Below are 13,944 nucleotides of genomic sequence, written 5' to 3'. Positions count from 1 at the left end.
CCGCAAGTATTGTTTTGCAGTGCAGCGTGCAAGTTCTCCGCCGACCCTAGAAGATCGACCTGCATCCCGACGTGGGGGAGGGAGCAGAGCCCGCTGGCAGTTCGCTGCAAGCGGGCTTTTTTATTCCCGCCGTTCGGTGACAGGCATGCCGCGCCGCTCAACGATGCGTCACGCGCCGGTCGATGACCGCGTTACCGCGATGGCGCCTGGCCGGGGACCGCCACGCCGCGATGCCACATAATCCCCCCATGCCGATTTCTGATCTCGCCGCGCCCGCGCGCGTCCCCGACGCCCTTGTTCCCCTGGTTGATCGCGCGTTGGCGCGCCTGGCCCTGTCGCTGACCGAGGCCGGCCACTGGCCGCCGCCGGCTCCCGTACTGGACACCGTGCGCGCCTTGGCCGTCACCAGCGATTTCGCCATCGACACGCTGTGTCGCCAGCCGGCGCTGTTGTCCCACCTCACCCAGAACGGCTGCCCACCGCTGCCCCTGCCCGAACTGGATCCGCTGCAGCCCAGCGAATGGCAGCAGCGCCTGCGCCGCTACCGCACCGCCGCCTCCACCCGCCTGATCTGGCGCGACCTGACCGGGCAGGATGACGTGCCTGCGACGCTGGCCGGCGCCACCCACCTGGCGGAGGCGTGCCTGCAACTGGCGCTGACCGCGCTGGAGCAGGAATTCACCGGCCGTCATGGCGTGGTCCGCGCTGCCGACGGAAGTGCACAGCAGCTGGTCGTGTTCGGGCTGGGCAAGCTCGGCGGTGGCGAACTCAATTTCAGCTCTGATGTGGATCTGGTCTACGCCTACCCGCAGGGCGGCGAATCCGACGGTGCGCGTCCGCTGGCGGCCGAAGAGTATTTCGCACGCCTCGGCCAGCGCCTGGCGCGGCTGCTGGATGACACCACCGTGGATGGCTTCAGCCACCGCGTCGATCTGCGCCTGCGCCCGTTCGGTAACGCCGGGCGGGTGGCGCTGTCGTTCGCCGGCATGGACCAGTACTTCCAGCGCGAAGGCCGCGACTGGGAGCGCTACGCCTGGCTCAAGGCGCGCGCCGTCGCCGGGGACATCGCGGCGGGCGAAGCGTGGCTGCAGACACTGCGCCCGTTCGTCTACCGCCGCTATCTGGATTTCACCGCACTCGATGGCCTGCGCGACATGAAGGCCGCGATCACCGCCGAAGTGTCGCGTCGCGAGATGCACGACGACATCAAGCGCGGCCCCGGCGGTATTCGCGAAATCGAATTCCTCGCGCAGGCCCTGCAGCTGATCCGCGGTGGCCGCGAGGCACCGCTGCGCGAGCGTCGCTTGCTGCACGCGCTGCCGGCACTGGTCGCCTCCGGCCAGATGGCCGAACAGGACGGCGCCGACCTGCTGCATGCCTACGGCTTCCTGCGTCGCCTGGAGAACCGCCTGCAGATGCTGCGCGACGCGCAGACGCACGCGCTCCCCACCGACGCCACGGACCGCCTGCGCATCGCCGCCGGGCTAGGTTACGAAGATTGGGAGGCGCTGGTTGCCGCGCTCGATGTGCAGCGCGCGCGGGTCAGCACCGAGTTCGCCGCGCTGCTCGCACCACGCCGTGGCCAGGCCGCGCCGGATGCACTGGCCAGCTACTGGCGGGGCCTGCCCGACAACGGCAGCGCCGAGGTGCTGGCCGAGGCCGGCTTCTTCGATGCCGGCAGTGCCGATCAATCCCTGCGCGACTTCGCGCAGAGTTCCGGGGTGAAGTCGCTGTCCGATGCCCCGCGTGCGCGCCTGGACCGCGTGCTGCCGGCACTGCTGCACGCCGCTACACGCTCACCGCAGCCGGATGCCGCGCTCAAGCGCGTGCTCGGCCTGCTGCAGGCGGTCATGCGCCGTACCAGCTATCTGGCCCTGCTCGACGAACAACCCAGCGCGCTCGCACGCCTGGTCGATGTGCTCGCCCGCAGCGCCTTGCTCGCCGAGCGGCTGGCCGCCTATCCTCTGCTGCTCGACGAACTGCTTGATGTGCGCGTTTCCGGGCCGATGCCGGATGCGGCGGGCATGCAGGCCGAGTGCGATATCGCGCTGACCATCGATGATCCCGAGGCCGCGCTGCGCCTGCTCAACGAGACACGGCTGGCGCTGAGCTTCCGCATGGCGATGGCCACGCTGGATGGCCGCCAGCGAGCGGTCGATACCACCCGGGAGCTGGCCGAGCTTGCCCAGGCGGTCGTGGTCACCGTACTCGCGCTGGTGCAGGCCGATATGCAGCGCCAGCACGGCGGTATTCCGGGCGGACGCTTCGCGATCATCGGCTACGGCAGCCTGGGGGGACTGGAGCTGGGCTTCGGCTCGGATCTGGATCTGGTCTTCCTGCACGACCACCCGGCCGGACAGGACAGCAGCGACGGCCCGCGTCCGCTCGATCCCGGCCGTTGGTATGCGCGCCTGGCACAGAAGGTGATGGCGATGCTCGGGGCGGTCACCGCTGCCGGCCGCCTGTACGACATCGACGTGCGCCTGCGCCCGGACGGTGGCAAGGGTGCGCTGGTCTCCTCCTTGGCCAGCTACACCGAATACCAGCGCGAACGCGCCTGGACCTGGGAGCACCAGGCACTGGTGCGCGCCCGCGCGATCGCCGGCGATGCCTCGCTGCTGGCCGACTTCGAGCGGGTGCGCGCCGATACCCTCGCACGCCCGCGCGACAACGCCGTGCTCTACACCGACGTGCTGAAAATGCGCGCGCGCATGCGTGCCGAGCTGGACCGCAGCGACGCGGCGCGGCTCGACCTCAAGCAGGGCGCGGGTGGGATCGTCGATCTGGAGTTCCTGCTGCAGACCGGCGTGCTCGACAGCGCCGGCACGCACCCGCAGGTGGTGGAACCGCGCGATACCCCCAGCCTGATCGACGCCCTGGCGGCGATTGCGTGGCTGCCTGGTGGCACCCGCGAGGGCCTGCACGAGGCGCATGCCGCCCTGCTGGACGTGGGCCTGGCCTGCACGCTGGACCGCCGCCCGCGCCTGGCGCCACCGACGCCCGCCCTGGAAGCCGCGCGCGCGATGATCATCGCGGCGAGCGATGCAGCAGGGCTGCCGTTCCAGCAGCGGATCGACGTGGCGGGTTGATGGCGGTTTGCCCGGGCGTAGGCTTCGCGGTGATCTGGCACCGCTCTGTCACCGCCTTGGCACCGCTCTGGCACCGCTCTGGCACCGCTCTGGCACCGTCTTGTCACCGTTCTGGCACCGCTCTGGCACCGGTAGTGCCGGCCGCTGGCCGGCTCCTATGAACTCTGCAGAGCCGGCCAGCGGCCGGCACTACCGATAGCGATCCCCGACCGATAGCGATCCCCGACCGATAGCGATCCCCGACCGATAGTGATGCCCGACCGATAGCGATGCCCTGCCGCCTGCGCTACACCGGGCGATCGGCGCCCGATGTCACACCGCGCGCGGCGCCATCTTCCACAGCAGCGCGCGGAACGGCGCCAGCAGGAACACGCCGATCGTCAGCTTCACCGCCAGGTCGCCCAGCGCCCAGCTCACCCACGGCAGGCTGGAGCCGGCGAACGCGATGCTCCAGAAAATGGTCGTATCCAGCGTCGCACTGCAGGTCGTCGCCACCATCGGCGCGCGCCACCAGTGCCCGCGGCGTAGCCGGTCGAACACGGTGATGTCCAGCAGCTGTGCGGCGATGAAGGCCAGGCACGAGGCCACCGCGATCCGCGGCGTGGCGATCCAGATCGACAGCAGCACCGCCAGCGCGAAACCGGCCCAGGCCACCCGCCGTGCGGCGGCCGGACCAAAGCGGCGGTTGATCAGATTGCTGACCAGGAACGCGACCGGATAGCTGAAGGCGCCCCAGGTCAGCCAGTCATTGATCGGGTACTGCACCAGCACGTTCGAGCCGAGCACCACCGCGCCCATGGCCAACACCGCCAGCAGCAGCGAGCGCGGGGTCAACGGGGCAAAGGCAATGGCAGGACGCGCGGACATGGCGAGCCGGAAGAGGAGGGGGAAGCCGCGGATTATCCGGGCTTGACCGGCCCAGGGCCAGCCCGGACCGGTTCAGTCAGAAGCGTTCGCTCATGCTGGTGGCGGCCGCATCGCTGGTCGGCAGGAATGCCAGCGCGGTGCCTTGGGCATCGGCCACCATCCAGCCCGCGCCGGCCGGGGTAGGCGTGAAATCGAGCACATCGCCTGCCTTCACACCTGCTGCCGGGTTGTCGGCGCGCGCCGGCCATGCCACCACCGCCGGGGCCTCCGGGGCCTGGGGGTTCTTCAGCTCCACCTCGTAACTGCCATCGGGCTGGTGCGTCACACGCTCCACGGTGAGCGGTGGCAACGGGCCGGCCTTCTGCCGCTTCGCGGCCCGGGCGGCACGGTTGTGTGGCATGGAGGCGTCATGCAGCTGGCTGACCCCCAGCGCGCTGAGCCAGACGGGCGCGGTGATCACTGCCAGGCTCACCACCGAGGTCGTCAGCACGCTGCTGGTGACGGGCGAGGCATTGCTGAGGTTCTGGGCGCCGGCCGGCAAGCTGGTCGCGAGCAGGGCCAGCGCCAGCAGCGGCGCAACAGCAGGGCGGGAAGTGCGGTTCATGCAACGGCTCCAGTGGGCAGGGGACAGCAACGGGTCACCAGCGCGCACTCGGCTGCGCCGCAGCCGCATCGATGGGCAGGAAGGCCAGCGCCGTGCCCTCGGCGGTGGTCACCGTCCAGCCGGCGCCACCTTGCGTAGGGGTGAGGGCCAGGACATCACCGACGGCCACCGCTGCTGCCGGGTTGTCCGCGCGCGCGGGCCAGGCAATCACGGCCAGGTCATTCGGTGCCTGCGGATTCTGCAGGGCCATCTCGATGCCGCCTTCAGGCGTGTGGTCCACCTTCTCCACGGTGAGCGGCGGCAGCGGCCCGGCCTTGCCACGCGCGTCCTTGGCCGCGCGGCTGCGCCGGGCCGAGGCGTCGCTGGCCTTGCTCAGGCCGGCCGAGACCAGCCACACCGGTGCGGTCACCACCACCACGCTCACCACCGAGGTCATGATGGCGCTGCTGGCCACCGGGTGATTGATGCCCACCACCTGCGCGGGTGCCGGCAGGCTGGTCGCGCACACGGCAATGGCCAACAACGGCGTAACGAGGCGGCGCGAAACTCGTGTCATCGAAGATCCTTCTGGTGGCTCAACCTGGGCCCGCAGTATGCCCGCTGGCGTACTGCCCGCCGCTGACTCACGGTTTGGGCGCGGTAATGCCCTTCACCGGCACATGCGGCACGGCCAGTTCCTGCTGCAGGCTGCTGCGCAGCTGCAGGAAATCGAAGATCGATTCCACCGTCACCACCGAATAGTTGCCGGAAATGCGCTCGCTGGCCGGGTGGTCGGTGACGGCCGCATTGGGCACGAAGAAGCGCGCGCCCAGCCGCTTGGCCACGCCGATGTGCAGCGTGCTGGGCGTATACATGTGCCGCTGCAGCCATTGCTGGGCCTGGGTACGGTTGACGATCAAGGTGCGCTCTTCTACCTGCGCCATCGCCGCGCCCAGCACCTCCAGCACCCACTGGTTGGAGTTCTGGTACTCGGTGCGGAACGGATAGGCCACCACGCTGTAGCGCGCCTCGTGCAGCGCCTTGGCCTGGATCGCCGGCTGGGTGAGCATCGCCTTGAGGGCATCACGCAGGGCGGGCGTCGGCACGCCGATGCGCAGGTCGGTATGGCTGGAGGTCTCGCCGATGAACGTCGCCACGCCCTCGCGGAACAGGTGCGACTGTGCGGTCTTGCAGGGGTTGAGCAGGTGTACCGCGCGCCATTGGCCATCGTCCTCGCGCAGCAGGAAGGCAAGATGGCTGTGGCGCAGGCCGTACTTGCTCAGGTCCTGGCCGCCGCGGGCGATCAGCACCACGTCCACGTCATCGAGTGCATCCAGCGCATCGGTGGTGGCCAGGGCCACATCGAACATCGAGGCCAGCGCGGCCGGCGTGGGGTAGCGTTCAGTGCACTGCGGTTCGGCCTGCGCGGTCAGCGCAGCGCCCAGCAATACAGCGCACAGCAGGGCGGGATGCAGGCGCTTGATCAGCGCAGCGCAGGGTACGTCCATGTCACACGGTCTCCGGCGGCACCGGCCGCGGCCGCATCATAGCGTTGTGCAAGGACGTCAGGCCTGAATCCCCAGCCGTGCGCGCACGTCCTCGGCAACCCGCGTGGTCTCACGCAACGGTTCGATGCGGCCTTGCGTCTGCCAGTCCAGCCAGCGCGCCTGCAAGCGGCCACGTTCGCGCAGCGCGTGCTGGAAGTGCGCCAGCCGCCCCTGCGCCTGCTCGGCCAGGGCCACCGCGACCGGCATGCGCGTGGCACACGCTTCAGAGAGCAGGTTCACCGAATCCGGCGAGACCACCACGCGGTTGGCCCAGCCCAGCAGGCCGGCATACGGATTCACGCCGTCGCCGCCGTCGCCCCAGATCACGTTCGGCACATCGGCGAACGCACTGCGCAGTGCACCGACCAGGGCCGGTGGTGTGCGTCGCGAGGTCGTCGCCAGCAGGCTGCCCCCTTCGGCGCGCAGCTGCGAAGCGAGTTGCTGGAACACCTGCACCATGTCCGGCTCGTGCCAGGGCGCGTGCGGGGTCGGCCCGCCGACCAGCAACGCAGTGCGCGGGCCGGGCAATGCACTGAACGCAGCGAACGCGGCACGGCCGCAGGCCAGCCAGTCATCGTTGACCGGATTGAGGCTGCCGAGCAGGGTGAGCACGTTGCTGCCGCGCAGGCGATCGTGCTCGGGCACCACCAGCAGGTCCCAGTGGCGCGGGCTCAGGCGCGGGTCGAGAATCTGCACCACCTTGGTGCCACAGCGGCGCAGTTCGCGCAGTGCCCCGGCGGCCTGGCGGCCACAGCCGACGGCCAGCTCAGGGGCCTCGGCGGCCAGTGCGGCAAAGGCCTCGCCGTAGCCGTTGGCCGCACCCGGCAACCAGCGCGGGGCCAGCCAGCGCCAGGGCGCACGCGGGGTGAGCACCAGCGGACGATGCGCCCCCAGCTTCAATGCCGTGGCCAGGGCCACCGCCTGCCGCACATTGCCGGCACGGCCGTCAGTGATCGTCCAGGGCGGACTCCATCGTTTCACGTATGGCATTAATTCGTTTCAGTCAGGCTGGGTGTTGCAACTGTCGCGACACTCTACACTGCCAGCCTTCGCAGATCGCGCTGTCGCCCTGCCACGGTAGCCGATGCGCGAACGATTCCCTTATTTCCGGAGGCTTCATGTCCCACGTCCTTGACGATGCTGCGCTCGATCAGCTGTTCCGTACCGCCCGCACCCAGAACGCCTTCCTTGATAAGCCGGTGGACGACAGCCAGCTCAAGGCGCTGTACGAGCTGCTCAAGTGGGGCCCGACCGCCGCCAACGGCAGCCCGGCGCGCTTCGTGTTCGTGAAATCCCCCGAAGCCAAGGCCAAGCTCGCCCCGGCGCTGTCGGAGGGCAACCACGACAAGACGCTGGCTGCCCCGGTCACGGTGATCGTCGGCTTCGACGAAGACTTCCACGAGAAGCTGCCCTTCCTGTTCCCGCACACCGATGCCAAGGCATGGTTCGATGGCCCGCGTGAAGGGCGCACCGAAGGCGCCTTCCGCAATGGCAGCCTGCAGGGCGCCTATCTGATCCTGGCCGCCCGCGCGCTGGGTCTGGATGCCGGCCCGATGTCCGGCTTCGACAACGCCAAGGTCGACGAAGCCTTCTTCAAGGGCACCGCGATCAAGTCGAATTTCCTCGTCAACCTGGGGTACGGTGACGCCTCGGGCCTGTTCCCGCGGCTGCCTCGCCTGTCCTTCGACGAAGCGGCCCGCATCGCATAAGCGTTACCGCCGGATCGTGGCCCGTCCGTGCGGATGGGCTGCATGAATTTTTTTCTTTTCCCTTCGATTACGAGAGAGACCTGACATGACCGTGACCCGCAAACTGCTGCTGCCGCTCGCCCTGACCCTGGCCATCGCCGCCTGCTCCAAGCCGGCCGACGAAGCCGCTGCCCCGGCTGCCGATGCGCCGGCCGCCACCGAAACCGCCGCCCCCGCCACGGACGCTGCGGCTGCCGCCCCGGCCGCCGATGCGATCCAGATCGCCTCGGGCACCTACAAGCTAGACCCGACCCACACCGACGTGCTGGTCCAGTGGAGCCACTTCGGCTTCTCGCACCCGACCGCGCACTTCGGCGCCGCCGAAGGCACCCTGGTGTATGACGCCGCGGACGTGACCAAGTCCACCGTGGAAGTGAAGCTGCCGCTGACCGGCCTGAACAGCTTCACCGCCAAGTTTGACGAGCACCTGAAGAGCGCCGATTTCTTCGACGCCGCCAAGTTCCCGGCTGCCACCTTCAAGAGCACCAAGGTTGAAGCCAACGGCACCAACAAGCTGACCGTGACCGGCGACCTGACCATCAAGGACATCACCAAGCCGGTGACCCTGGATGTGACCATCAACGGCGGCGGCGAGCACCCGATGGCCAAGGTGCCGGCGGCGGGCTTCGATGCCACCACCACCATCAAGCGCAGCGATTTCGGCGTCGGCGCGTACGCCCCGAACGTCAGCGATGAAGTGAACATCCGCATCACCACCGAGGCCACTGGCGAAAAGCCGGCTGCCTGAGTTTCTCCTCACTCGTCGTGAGAAGGCAGAAAGCCCGCCAATTGGCGGGCTTTCTTTTTGCGCAGCGGCCGATCGATACCCGGTAGTGCCGGCCGCTGGCTGGCAACCAGGAATTCCGCCGAAGCGCAGCCACGCATGGCGTGGCTCTACCGTTGACGGGACCGGGGTAGATCCACGCCATGCGTGGATACCAGCGCGATCAAGCCGCCGCCACCGGAGTGATGATCACCCCGCCGCCACCTGCGCGATCACCTTGCCCAGCCACAGCGTGGTGAAATCGGTCGGCGTGCGGCGTGCCGGCGCGGTCAGGCTGCTCTCGCGCAGGAACGCATGGGTCGCCTGGGCGAACGCCTGGCGGGCCAGCAGCGCGGCCTGCTTCACCGAGGCCTGCTGCTTGCGCAGCTGCACGATCTGCAGGCTCGGCTTACCGGGCATCGCGTACTTCTGGTAGCGGCGCAGCTCATCGGCGACCAGGTCGATATCGATGTTCGCCTGCACCAGCGCGGCCTGCGCGCGGGCCAGGGGCACCAGGGCGGTGCGCAGCGGGGCGATGTTCCCGCCCACGGAGGGCGCCAGCGCCGCCAGGGCGGCATCCAGCGCGGGATCGGCGCGCTCGGCGCGGTCGATCAGATCGGTCAGTGCCGAAAGAGAAGGGGCTTGCATGAAAGGCACCGGCACAAAACGCGATTGTCGCATTCGCGGCCGGTGCCCGTCGCGGGCTCAGTCGTCGTGGTGCTCGCTGCCGTGCGCCTTCCAGTAGCCGGTCGAGCGGATCCAGTCCTTGGGCACGCCCAGGTGACCCTCGATGTACTTGCGCATCATCCGGGCCCGGCGCGATTCGGCCGCGATCCAGTAGAAGGTGTCGCCGTCCGGTTCCTCGAAATCGGTCAGCACGTCTTCCAGCAGGGTGCTGGTGGCGGCGTCGAAGCCGTTGCGCTCCAGCCACGAGATGCGGATGCGGTCGTCCTCCGGCAGCTCCTGGCGGTCGCCGGATTCGGGGATCTCGATGTAGACATCGGCATTGGCGCCTTCCGGCAGCGTCTCCAGCCAGCGGCCGATCGCCGGCAGCGCGGTTTCATCGCCGATCAGCACGTAGGTGTCGAAGTCATCGGCGGTCATGTGCGAGCCACGCGGGCCGCCCACGGCGATCGCATCGCCCGGCTGCGCATTGGCCGCCCAGGTCGAGGCCAGGCCGTCGCCGTGCATGACGAAGTCCAGCGCCAGCTCGTTGCTCTCCAGGTCCCACCAGCGCGGGGTGTAGTCGCGCGAGGGAGAGGGCGTCTGGCCTTCCGGGTAGCGCGGGCCTTCCGGGGTCATCGTCGGGACCACGAACTGGCCCTCGGCGTTGGGGAAGAACAGCTTGACGTGGTCGTCCGGCGAGGGCGAATCGAAGCCCTCCAGCGCCTCGCCACCGACGATCACCCGGCGCATGCACGGGCTGATCTCTTCGGTGCGCAGCACCTGCAGCGGGCGGAACTTCACGGTATGACGGAGCAGTCGGTTTTCATGCAGAGCCATGGGAATACCTGGATCAGTGCCGCAGCGCGGCGTTGAGAGAGAAGGACCTGGCGGGCGGAGGCTGGCTGGGTCTGAAAAGAAGAAGGGGGGTCAGCGGCCCTGCGCCCGGATCCGCGCGGCGGCCTCGCGCAGCGCCTGGGCCACGGCGGCGGCGTTGTCGTCCTGCCAGCGGCCATGGCACAGGCCAAGCGCGTGCTTGAGCTCGCGCAGCGCATCGCGCACGGACGGCGGCAGGTTGGCCTTGGTGATCGTGCGCGCGCTGTCGCGTACCCGGTGCACCGCTGCATCGACCTCGTCGCGTTGTGCCTCCAGCTCGGCCTGGCCCAGCGCGCTCAGGGCGTAGCGCTTGCGCCCACCGTCCTCGACCGCGCCGACCCAGCCGGCGGCCTCGAACTGCGCCAGCACCGGGTAGATCGAGCCGGCGCTGGGGGTGTAGACCCGCACGAACATGTCGCTGATCAGCTGGATCAGCTCATAGCCGTGGCGCGGCTGATCGGCGAGCAGCGACAGCACCAGCAGGCGCAGATCACCGCGGCTGAGGGGCCGGGCGGTCAGCGGGCGGGCAGGGCGGTCGAGGTCGCGCGGAGAGGTCATTTCGATATATCGAATGCAGTGGCGGAACGATATATCGAAAACTCCGTTTCGGCCAGCAACTGCGCACGCATGGCAGGGATGCGTTCAGGTCAATTCGGCGTGTGACGGTGCGTGCTCGTGATGGAACACTGCCCCCGTCCCCGGCCTTCCAGCACGCCCGATGATTCACGCCGATGCGCGCTCAGCCGGCGTCGCATCGCGCACGAACTGCGCCAATCGCCCGCGCCGCAGCGCCTGCGCTGTCCATCGGTGTCCCGCTGACGCGCCGGTGTCATCGCTGCCGGGCAGGCTGAAATGCAGCGTGGAACCTTCCAGCGCGGCCCGCGCGCTGTCGCCGGCTGTCCTTCCGGACACGCCCGGATGGTTCCATACGCAACCGTAGCGAAGTAAGCAAACCCCTTGGTGCGCTACACTTTGCGGCTAGAAATCTAAAACAGTCGCGCGCGTGCGTGCGGTCATGGGAGCGCAAATGAACTGGTTGAACGAGGTGCTGAACAACGACCCGAATCCTGTGGAAACCCAGGAATGGATCGAGTCGCTGAAGGCCGTTATTGATGTCGAGGGCCCCGAGCGCGCGCATCAGCTGTTGGAAGGCATGGTGGAACTGACCCGTCGTTCGGGTGCTTACCTGCCGTTCTCTCCCACCACCGAGTACGTGAACACCATCGCGCCGACCCTGGAGGCCAAGAGCCCGGGCAACGCCGAACTGGAATGGCGCATTCGTTCCATCATCCGCTGGAACGCGATGGCGACCGTCGTGCGCGCCAACCGCAAGCCGGGCGACCTGGGCGGCCACATCGCCTCCTTCGCCTCCGGCGCCACGCTGTATGACGTGGGCTTCAACCACTTCTGGCGCGCCCCGAGCGACAACCACCCCGGCGACCTGCTCTTCATCCAGGGCCACAGCGCCCCGGGCATCTATGCGCGTTCCTTCCTGGAAGGCCGCATCGACGAAGCCCAGCTGGACAAGTTCCGCATGGAAGTGGACGGCGGTGGCCTCTCCAGCTACCCGCATCCGTGGCTGATGCCCGATTACTGGCAGACCCCGACCGTCTCGATGGGCCTGGGCCCGCTGGCCGCGATCTACCAGGCGCAGTTCCTGCGTTACCTGGAGAACCGTGGCCTGATCGAGAAGTCCGACCGCAAGGTGTGGTGCTTCATCGGCGACGGCGAGAGCGATGAGCCGGAAACCCTCGGCGCGATCGCGCTGGCCGGCCGCGAAGGCCTGGACAACCTGATCTTCGTGGTCAACTGCAACCTGCAGCGCCTCGACGGCCCGGTGCGTGGCAACGGCAAGATCATCCAGGAACTGGAAGGCGTCTTCCGTGGCGGCGGCTGGAATGTCATCAAGCTGCTGTGGGGCGGTTACTGGGATGCCCTGCTGGCCAAGGACACCAACGGCATCCTGCGCAAGCTGATGATGGAAACCGTCGACGGCGAATACCAGAACTGCAAGGCCTTCGGCGGCGCGTATACCCGCGAGCATTTCTTCGGCAAGTACCCGGAAACCGCTGCGATGGTCGCCGGCCTGAGTGACGATGACATCTGGCGCCTCAACCGTGGTGGCCACGACCCGCACAAGGTGTATGCCGCGTACCACGAAGCGGTGAACACCAAGGGCATGCCCACCGTGATCCTGGCCAAGACGGTCAAGGGCTACGGCATGGGCAGCGCGGGTGAAGCACTCAACCCGACCCACCAGACCAAGAAGCTGGACGACGACGCCGTCCGCCACTTCCGCGACCGCTTCAACATCCCGGTGACCGACGCCCAGCTGGCCGACGGCCAGGTGCCGTTCTACCACCCGGGCCCGGATTCGCCGGAAGTGAAGTACCTGCAGGAACGCCGCGCCGCCCTGGGTGGTTACCTGCCGCAGCGCCGTCGCAAGGCCGAAAAGAGCTTCGTGGCGCCCAAGCTGGAAAGCTACGAGCGCCTGCTCAAGAGCAGCGGCGAGCGCAGCTACTCCACCACCATGGCCTTCGTGCAGAGCCTGAACATCACCCTGCGCGACAAGGAACTGGGCCCGCACATCGTGCCGATCGTGGCCGACGAAGCCCGTACCTTCGGTATGGAAGGCCTGTTCCGCCAGATCGGCATCTACGCGCCGTTCGGCCAGAAGTACAAGCCGGTCGATGCCGACCAGCTCATGTTCTACCGCGAAGACCAGAGCGGCCAGGTGCTGCAGCAGGGCATCAGCGAGCCGGGCGCCATCGCCTCGTGGATGGCCGCCGGCACCAGCTACTCGGTGAGCAACGTGCCGATGCTGCCGTTCTACATCTACTACAGCATGTTCGGCTTCCAGCGCGTGGGCGACCTTGCCTGGCAGGCCGCCGACATGCGTACCCGTGGCTTCCTGCTGGGCGGCACCGCCGGCCGCACCACGCTGAACGGTGAAGGCCTGCAGCACGAAGATGGCTTCAGCCATATCGTCGCCGGTGGCATTCCGAACGTGCGCAGCTATGACCCGACCTTCGGCTTCGAAGTGACGGTGATCCTGCAGCACGGCACCAAGGCCATGATGGAAGATCAGATTGATGAGTACTACTACATCACCCTGATGAACGAAAACTACACCCACCCGGAAATGCCGGAAGGCGCGGCCGACGGCATCGTCAAGGGCATGTACCTGCTCACCGACGCCGGCAAGCCGAAGAAGGGCGAGCTGCGCGTGCAGCTGCTGGGGTCGGGCACCATCCTGCGCGAAGCCATTGCCGCCGCCGAGCTGCTGGACAAGGACTTCGGCGTGACCGCCGACATCTGGAGCTGCCCGAGCTTCAACGAACTGCGCCGCGACGGCTTCGACGTGGAGCGCTACAACCGCTTCCACCCGGAAGGCGAGCAGCGCAAGGCGTTCGTGACCGAGCTGCTGGAAGGCCGCCAGGGCCCGGCCATTGCCGCCACCGACTACGTGCGTGCGTACGCGGACCAGATCCGCTCGTTCGTGCCGATGTCGTACACGGTGCTGGGTACCGACGGCTTCGGCCGCTCGGACACGCGTGCCAACCTGCGTCGCTTCTTCGAGGTTGACCGTTACTACATCGCGCATGCCGCGATTGCGGCGCTGGCGAAGGAAGGGAAGATGACGGGTAAGGATGTGGCCCGGGCGATCAAGCAGTACAAGATTGATCCTGAGAAGGCTAATCCTGTCGGGGTTTGATGGACCACTAACAGTTAGAAAAAAAGGCGGCCCCGGGGCCGCCTTTTTGTTGCATCATCTATCGGAATGTACAGGCGGCCCATTGGGCCACGG

The 13,944-nt window shown here is 68.0% G+C and carries 13 protein-coding genes; 4 read left to right on the top strand and 9 right to left on the bottom strand.

Annotated features, from left to right (window positions below; genetic code table 11):
• Window positions 1–248: 248 nt before the first annotated feature.
• Window positions 249–3,089, top strand: coding sequence for a bifunctional [glutamate--ammonia ligase]-adenylyl-L-tyrosine phosphorylase/[glutamate--ammonia-ligase] adenylyltransferase (gene glnE / locus POS15_RS15925; protein ID WP_284128472.1), 2,841 nt, complete (start codon window positions 249–251; stop codon window positions 3,087–3,089).
• Window positions 3,090–3,401: 312 nt separating this feature from the next.
• On the opposite strand, the gene POS15_RS15920 is transcribed toward glnE, so the two are convergent.
• From POS15_RS15920 to POS15_RS15900, 5 genes are all read right to left on the bottom strand, one after another.
• Window positions 3,402–3,956 (bottom strand): queuosine precursor transporter, encoded by a 555-nt coding sequence (locus POS15_RS15920; RefSeq protein WP_046272868.1) that lies wholly within the window; start codon window positions 3,954–3,956, stop codon window positions 3,402–3,404.
• Between the two features lie 76 nt (window positions 3,957–4,032).
• Window positions 4,033–4,560 carry a hypothetical protein gene (locus tag POS15_RS15915; protein WP_284128471.1) on the bottom strand — a complete coding sequence of 176 codons (528 nt, stop codon included), beginning with the start codon at window positions 4,558–4,560 and terminating at the stop codon, window positions 4,033–4,035.
• 34 nt (window positions 4,561–4,594) lie between these two features.
• Window positions 4,595–5,116: a hypothetical protein gene (locus tag POS15_RS15910; RefSeq protein ID WP_284128470.1), complete on the bottom strand. Its 522-nt coding sequence runs from the start codon at window positions 5,114–5,116 to the stop codon at window positions 4,595–4,597.
• 67 nt (window positions 5,117–5,183) lie between these two features.
• Window positions 5,184–6,047, bottom strand: a complete 864-nt coding sequence (locus tag POS15_RS15905; protein ID WP_284128469.1) for a DUF2145 domain-containing protein — start codon at window positions 6,045–6,047, stop codon at window positions 5,184–5,186.
• A gap of 57 nt (window positions 6,048–6,104) precedes the next feature.
• A complete protein-coding gene (locus POS15_RS15900; protein ID WP_284128468.1) occupies window positions 6,105–7,076 on the bottom strand; it encodes a mitochondrial fission ELM1 family protein in 972 nt (323 codons plus the stop codon).
• A 128-nt stretch (window positions 7,077–7,204) separates the two neighbouring features.
• On the opposite strand from POS15_RS15900, the gene POS15_RS15895 reads away from it, so the two are divergent.
• Both POS15_RS15895 and POS15_RS15890 read left to right on the top strand, forming a co-directional pair.
• Window positions 7,205–7,795, top strand: a complete 591-nt coding sequence (locus POS15_RS15895) for a malonic semialdehyde reductase (protein ID WP_019186197.1) — start codon at window positions 7,205–7,207, stop codon at window positions 7,793–7,795.
• Between the two features lie 85 nt (window positions 7,796–7,880).
• Window positions 7,881–8,582 carry a YceI family protein gene (locus POS15_RS15890; RefSeq protein WP_019186198.1) on the top strand — a complete coding sequence of 234 codons (702 nt, stop codon included), beginning with the start codon at window positions 7,881–7,883 and terminating at the stop codon, window positions 8,580–8,582.
• Between the two features lie 225 nt (window positions 8,583–8,807).
• On the opposite strand, the gene POS15_RS15885 is transcribed toward POS15_RS15890, so the two are convergent.
• From POS15_RS15885 to POS15_RS15870, 4 genes are all read right to left on the bottom strand, one after another.
• Entirely contained in the window at window positions 8,808–9,245 is a 438-nt protein-coding gene (locus tag POS15_RS15885; RefSeq protein ID WP_284128467.1) for a hypothetical protein, read from the bottom strand.
• Between the two features lie 57 nt (window positions 9,246–9,302).
• Window positions 9,303–10,100, bottom strand: a complete 798-nt coding sequence (locus tag POS15_RS15880; protein WP_046272875.1) for a siderophore-interacting protein — start codon at window positions 10,098–10,100, stop codon at window positions 9,303–9,305.
• 90 nt (window positions 10,101–10,190) lie between these two features.
• Window positions 10,191–10,694, bottom strand: a complete 504-nt coding sequence (locus POS15_RS15875) for a PadR family transcriptional regulator (protein WP_019186201.1) — start codon at window positions 10,692–10,694, stop codon at window positions 10,191–10,193.
• A gap of 165 nt (window positions 10,695–10,859) precedes the next feature.
• Window positions 10,860–11,048, bottom strand: a complete 189-nt coding sequence (locus tag POS15_RS15870) for a hypothetical protein (protein WP_152663705.1) — start codon at window positions 11,046–11,048, stop codon at window positions 10,860–10,862.
• 115 nt (window positions 11,049–11,163) lie between these two features.
• Between POS15_RS15870 and aceE the strand changes: the two genes are divergently transcribed.
• Window positions 11,164–13,851: a pyruvate dehydrogenase (acetyl-transferring), homodimeric type gene (gene aceE / locus POS15_RS15865; RefSeq protein WP_284128466.1), complete on the top strand. Its 2,688-nt coding sequence runs from the start codon at window positions 11,164–11,166 to the stop codon at window positions 13,849–13,851.
• Window positions 13,852–13,944 lie beyond the last annotated feature (93 nt).

This window comes from Stenotrophomonas sp. BIO128-Bstrain, assembly GCF_030128875.1.
Taxonomy (GTDB): domain Bacteria; phylum Pseudomonadota; class Gammaproteobacteria; order Xanthomonadales; family Xanthomonadaceae; genus Stenotrophomonas; species Stenotrophomonas bentonitica_A.
The sequence above is the reverse complement of the archived record's forward strand: the minus strand, read 5'-3'. Positions and strand labels throughout refer to the sequence as shown.

Bases quoted from the DNA above. Each gene is read 5' to 3' on its own strand.
- POS15_RS15910 (WP_284128470.1), bottom strand. From the start codon at position 5,116: ATGACACGAGTTTCGCGCCGCCTCGTTACGCCGTTGTTGGCCATTGCC.
- POS15_RS15885 (WP_284128467.1), bottom strand. From the start codon at position 9,245: ATGCAAGCCCCTTCTCTTTCGGCACTGACCGATCTGATCGACCGCGCC.
- POS15_RS15880 (WP_046272875.1), bottom strand. From the start codon at position 10,100: ATGGCTCTGCATGAAAACCGACTGCTCCGTCATACCGTGAAGTTCCGC.
- POS15_RS15890 (WP_019186198.1), top strand. From the start codon at position 7,881: ATGACCGTGACCCGCAAACTGCTGCTGCCGCTCGCCCTGACCCTGGCC.
- POS15_RS15900 (WP_284128468.1), bottom strand. From the start codon at position 7,076: ATGCCATACGTGAAACGATGGAGTCCGCCCTGGACGATCACTGACGGC.
- POS15_RS15875 (WP_019186201.1), bottom strand. From the start codon at position 10,694: ATGACCTCTCCGCGCGACCTCGACCGCCCTGCCCGCCCGCTGACCGCC.
- glnE (WP_284128472.1), top strand. From the start codon at position 249: ATGCCGATTTCTGATCTCGCCGCGCCCGCGCGCGTCCCCGACGCCCTT.
- POS15_RS15920 (WP_046272868.1), bottom strand. From the start codon at position 3,956: ATGTCCGCGCGTCCTGCCATTGCCTTTGCCCCGTTGACCCCGCGCTCG.
- aceE (WP_284128466.1), top strand. From the start codon at position 11,164: ATGAACTGGTTGAACGAGGTGCTGAACAACGACCCGAATCCTGTGGAA.
- POS15_RS15905 (WP_284128469.1), bottom strand. From the start codon at position 6,047: ATGGACGTACCCTGCGCTGCGCTGATCAAGCGCCTGCATCCCGCCCTG.
- POS15_RS15895 (WP_019186197.1), top strand. From the start codon at position 7,205: ATGTCCCACGTCCTTGACGATGCTGCGCTCGATCAGCTGTTCCGTACC.
- POS15_RS15915 (WP_284128471.1), bottom strand. From the start codon at position 4,560: ATGAACCGCACTTCCCGCCCTGCTGTTGCGCCGCTGCTGGCGCTGGCC.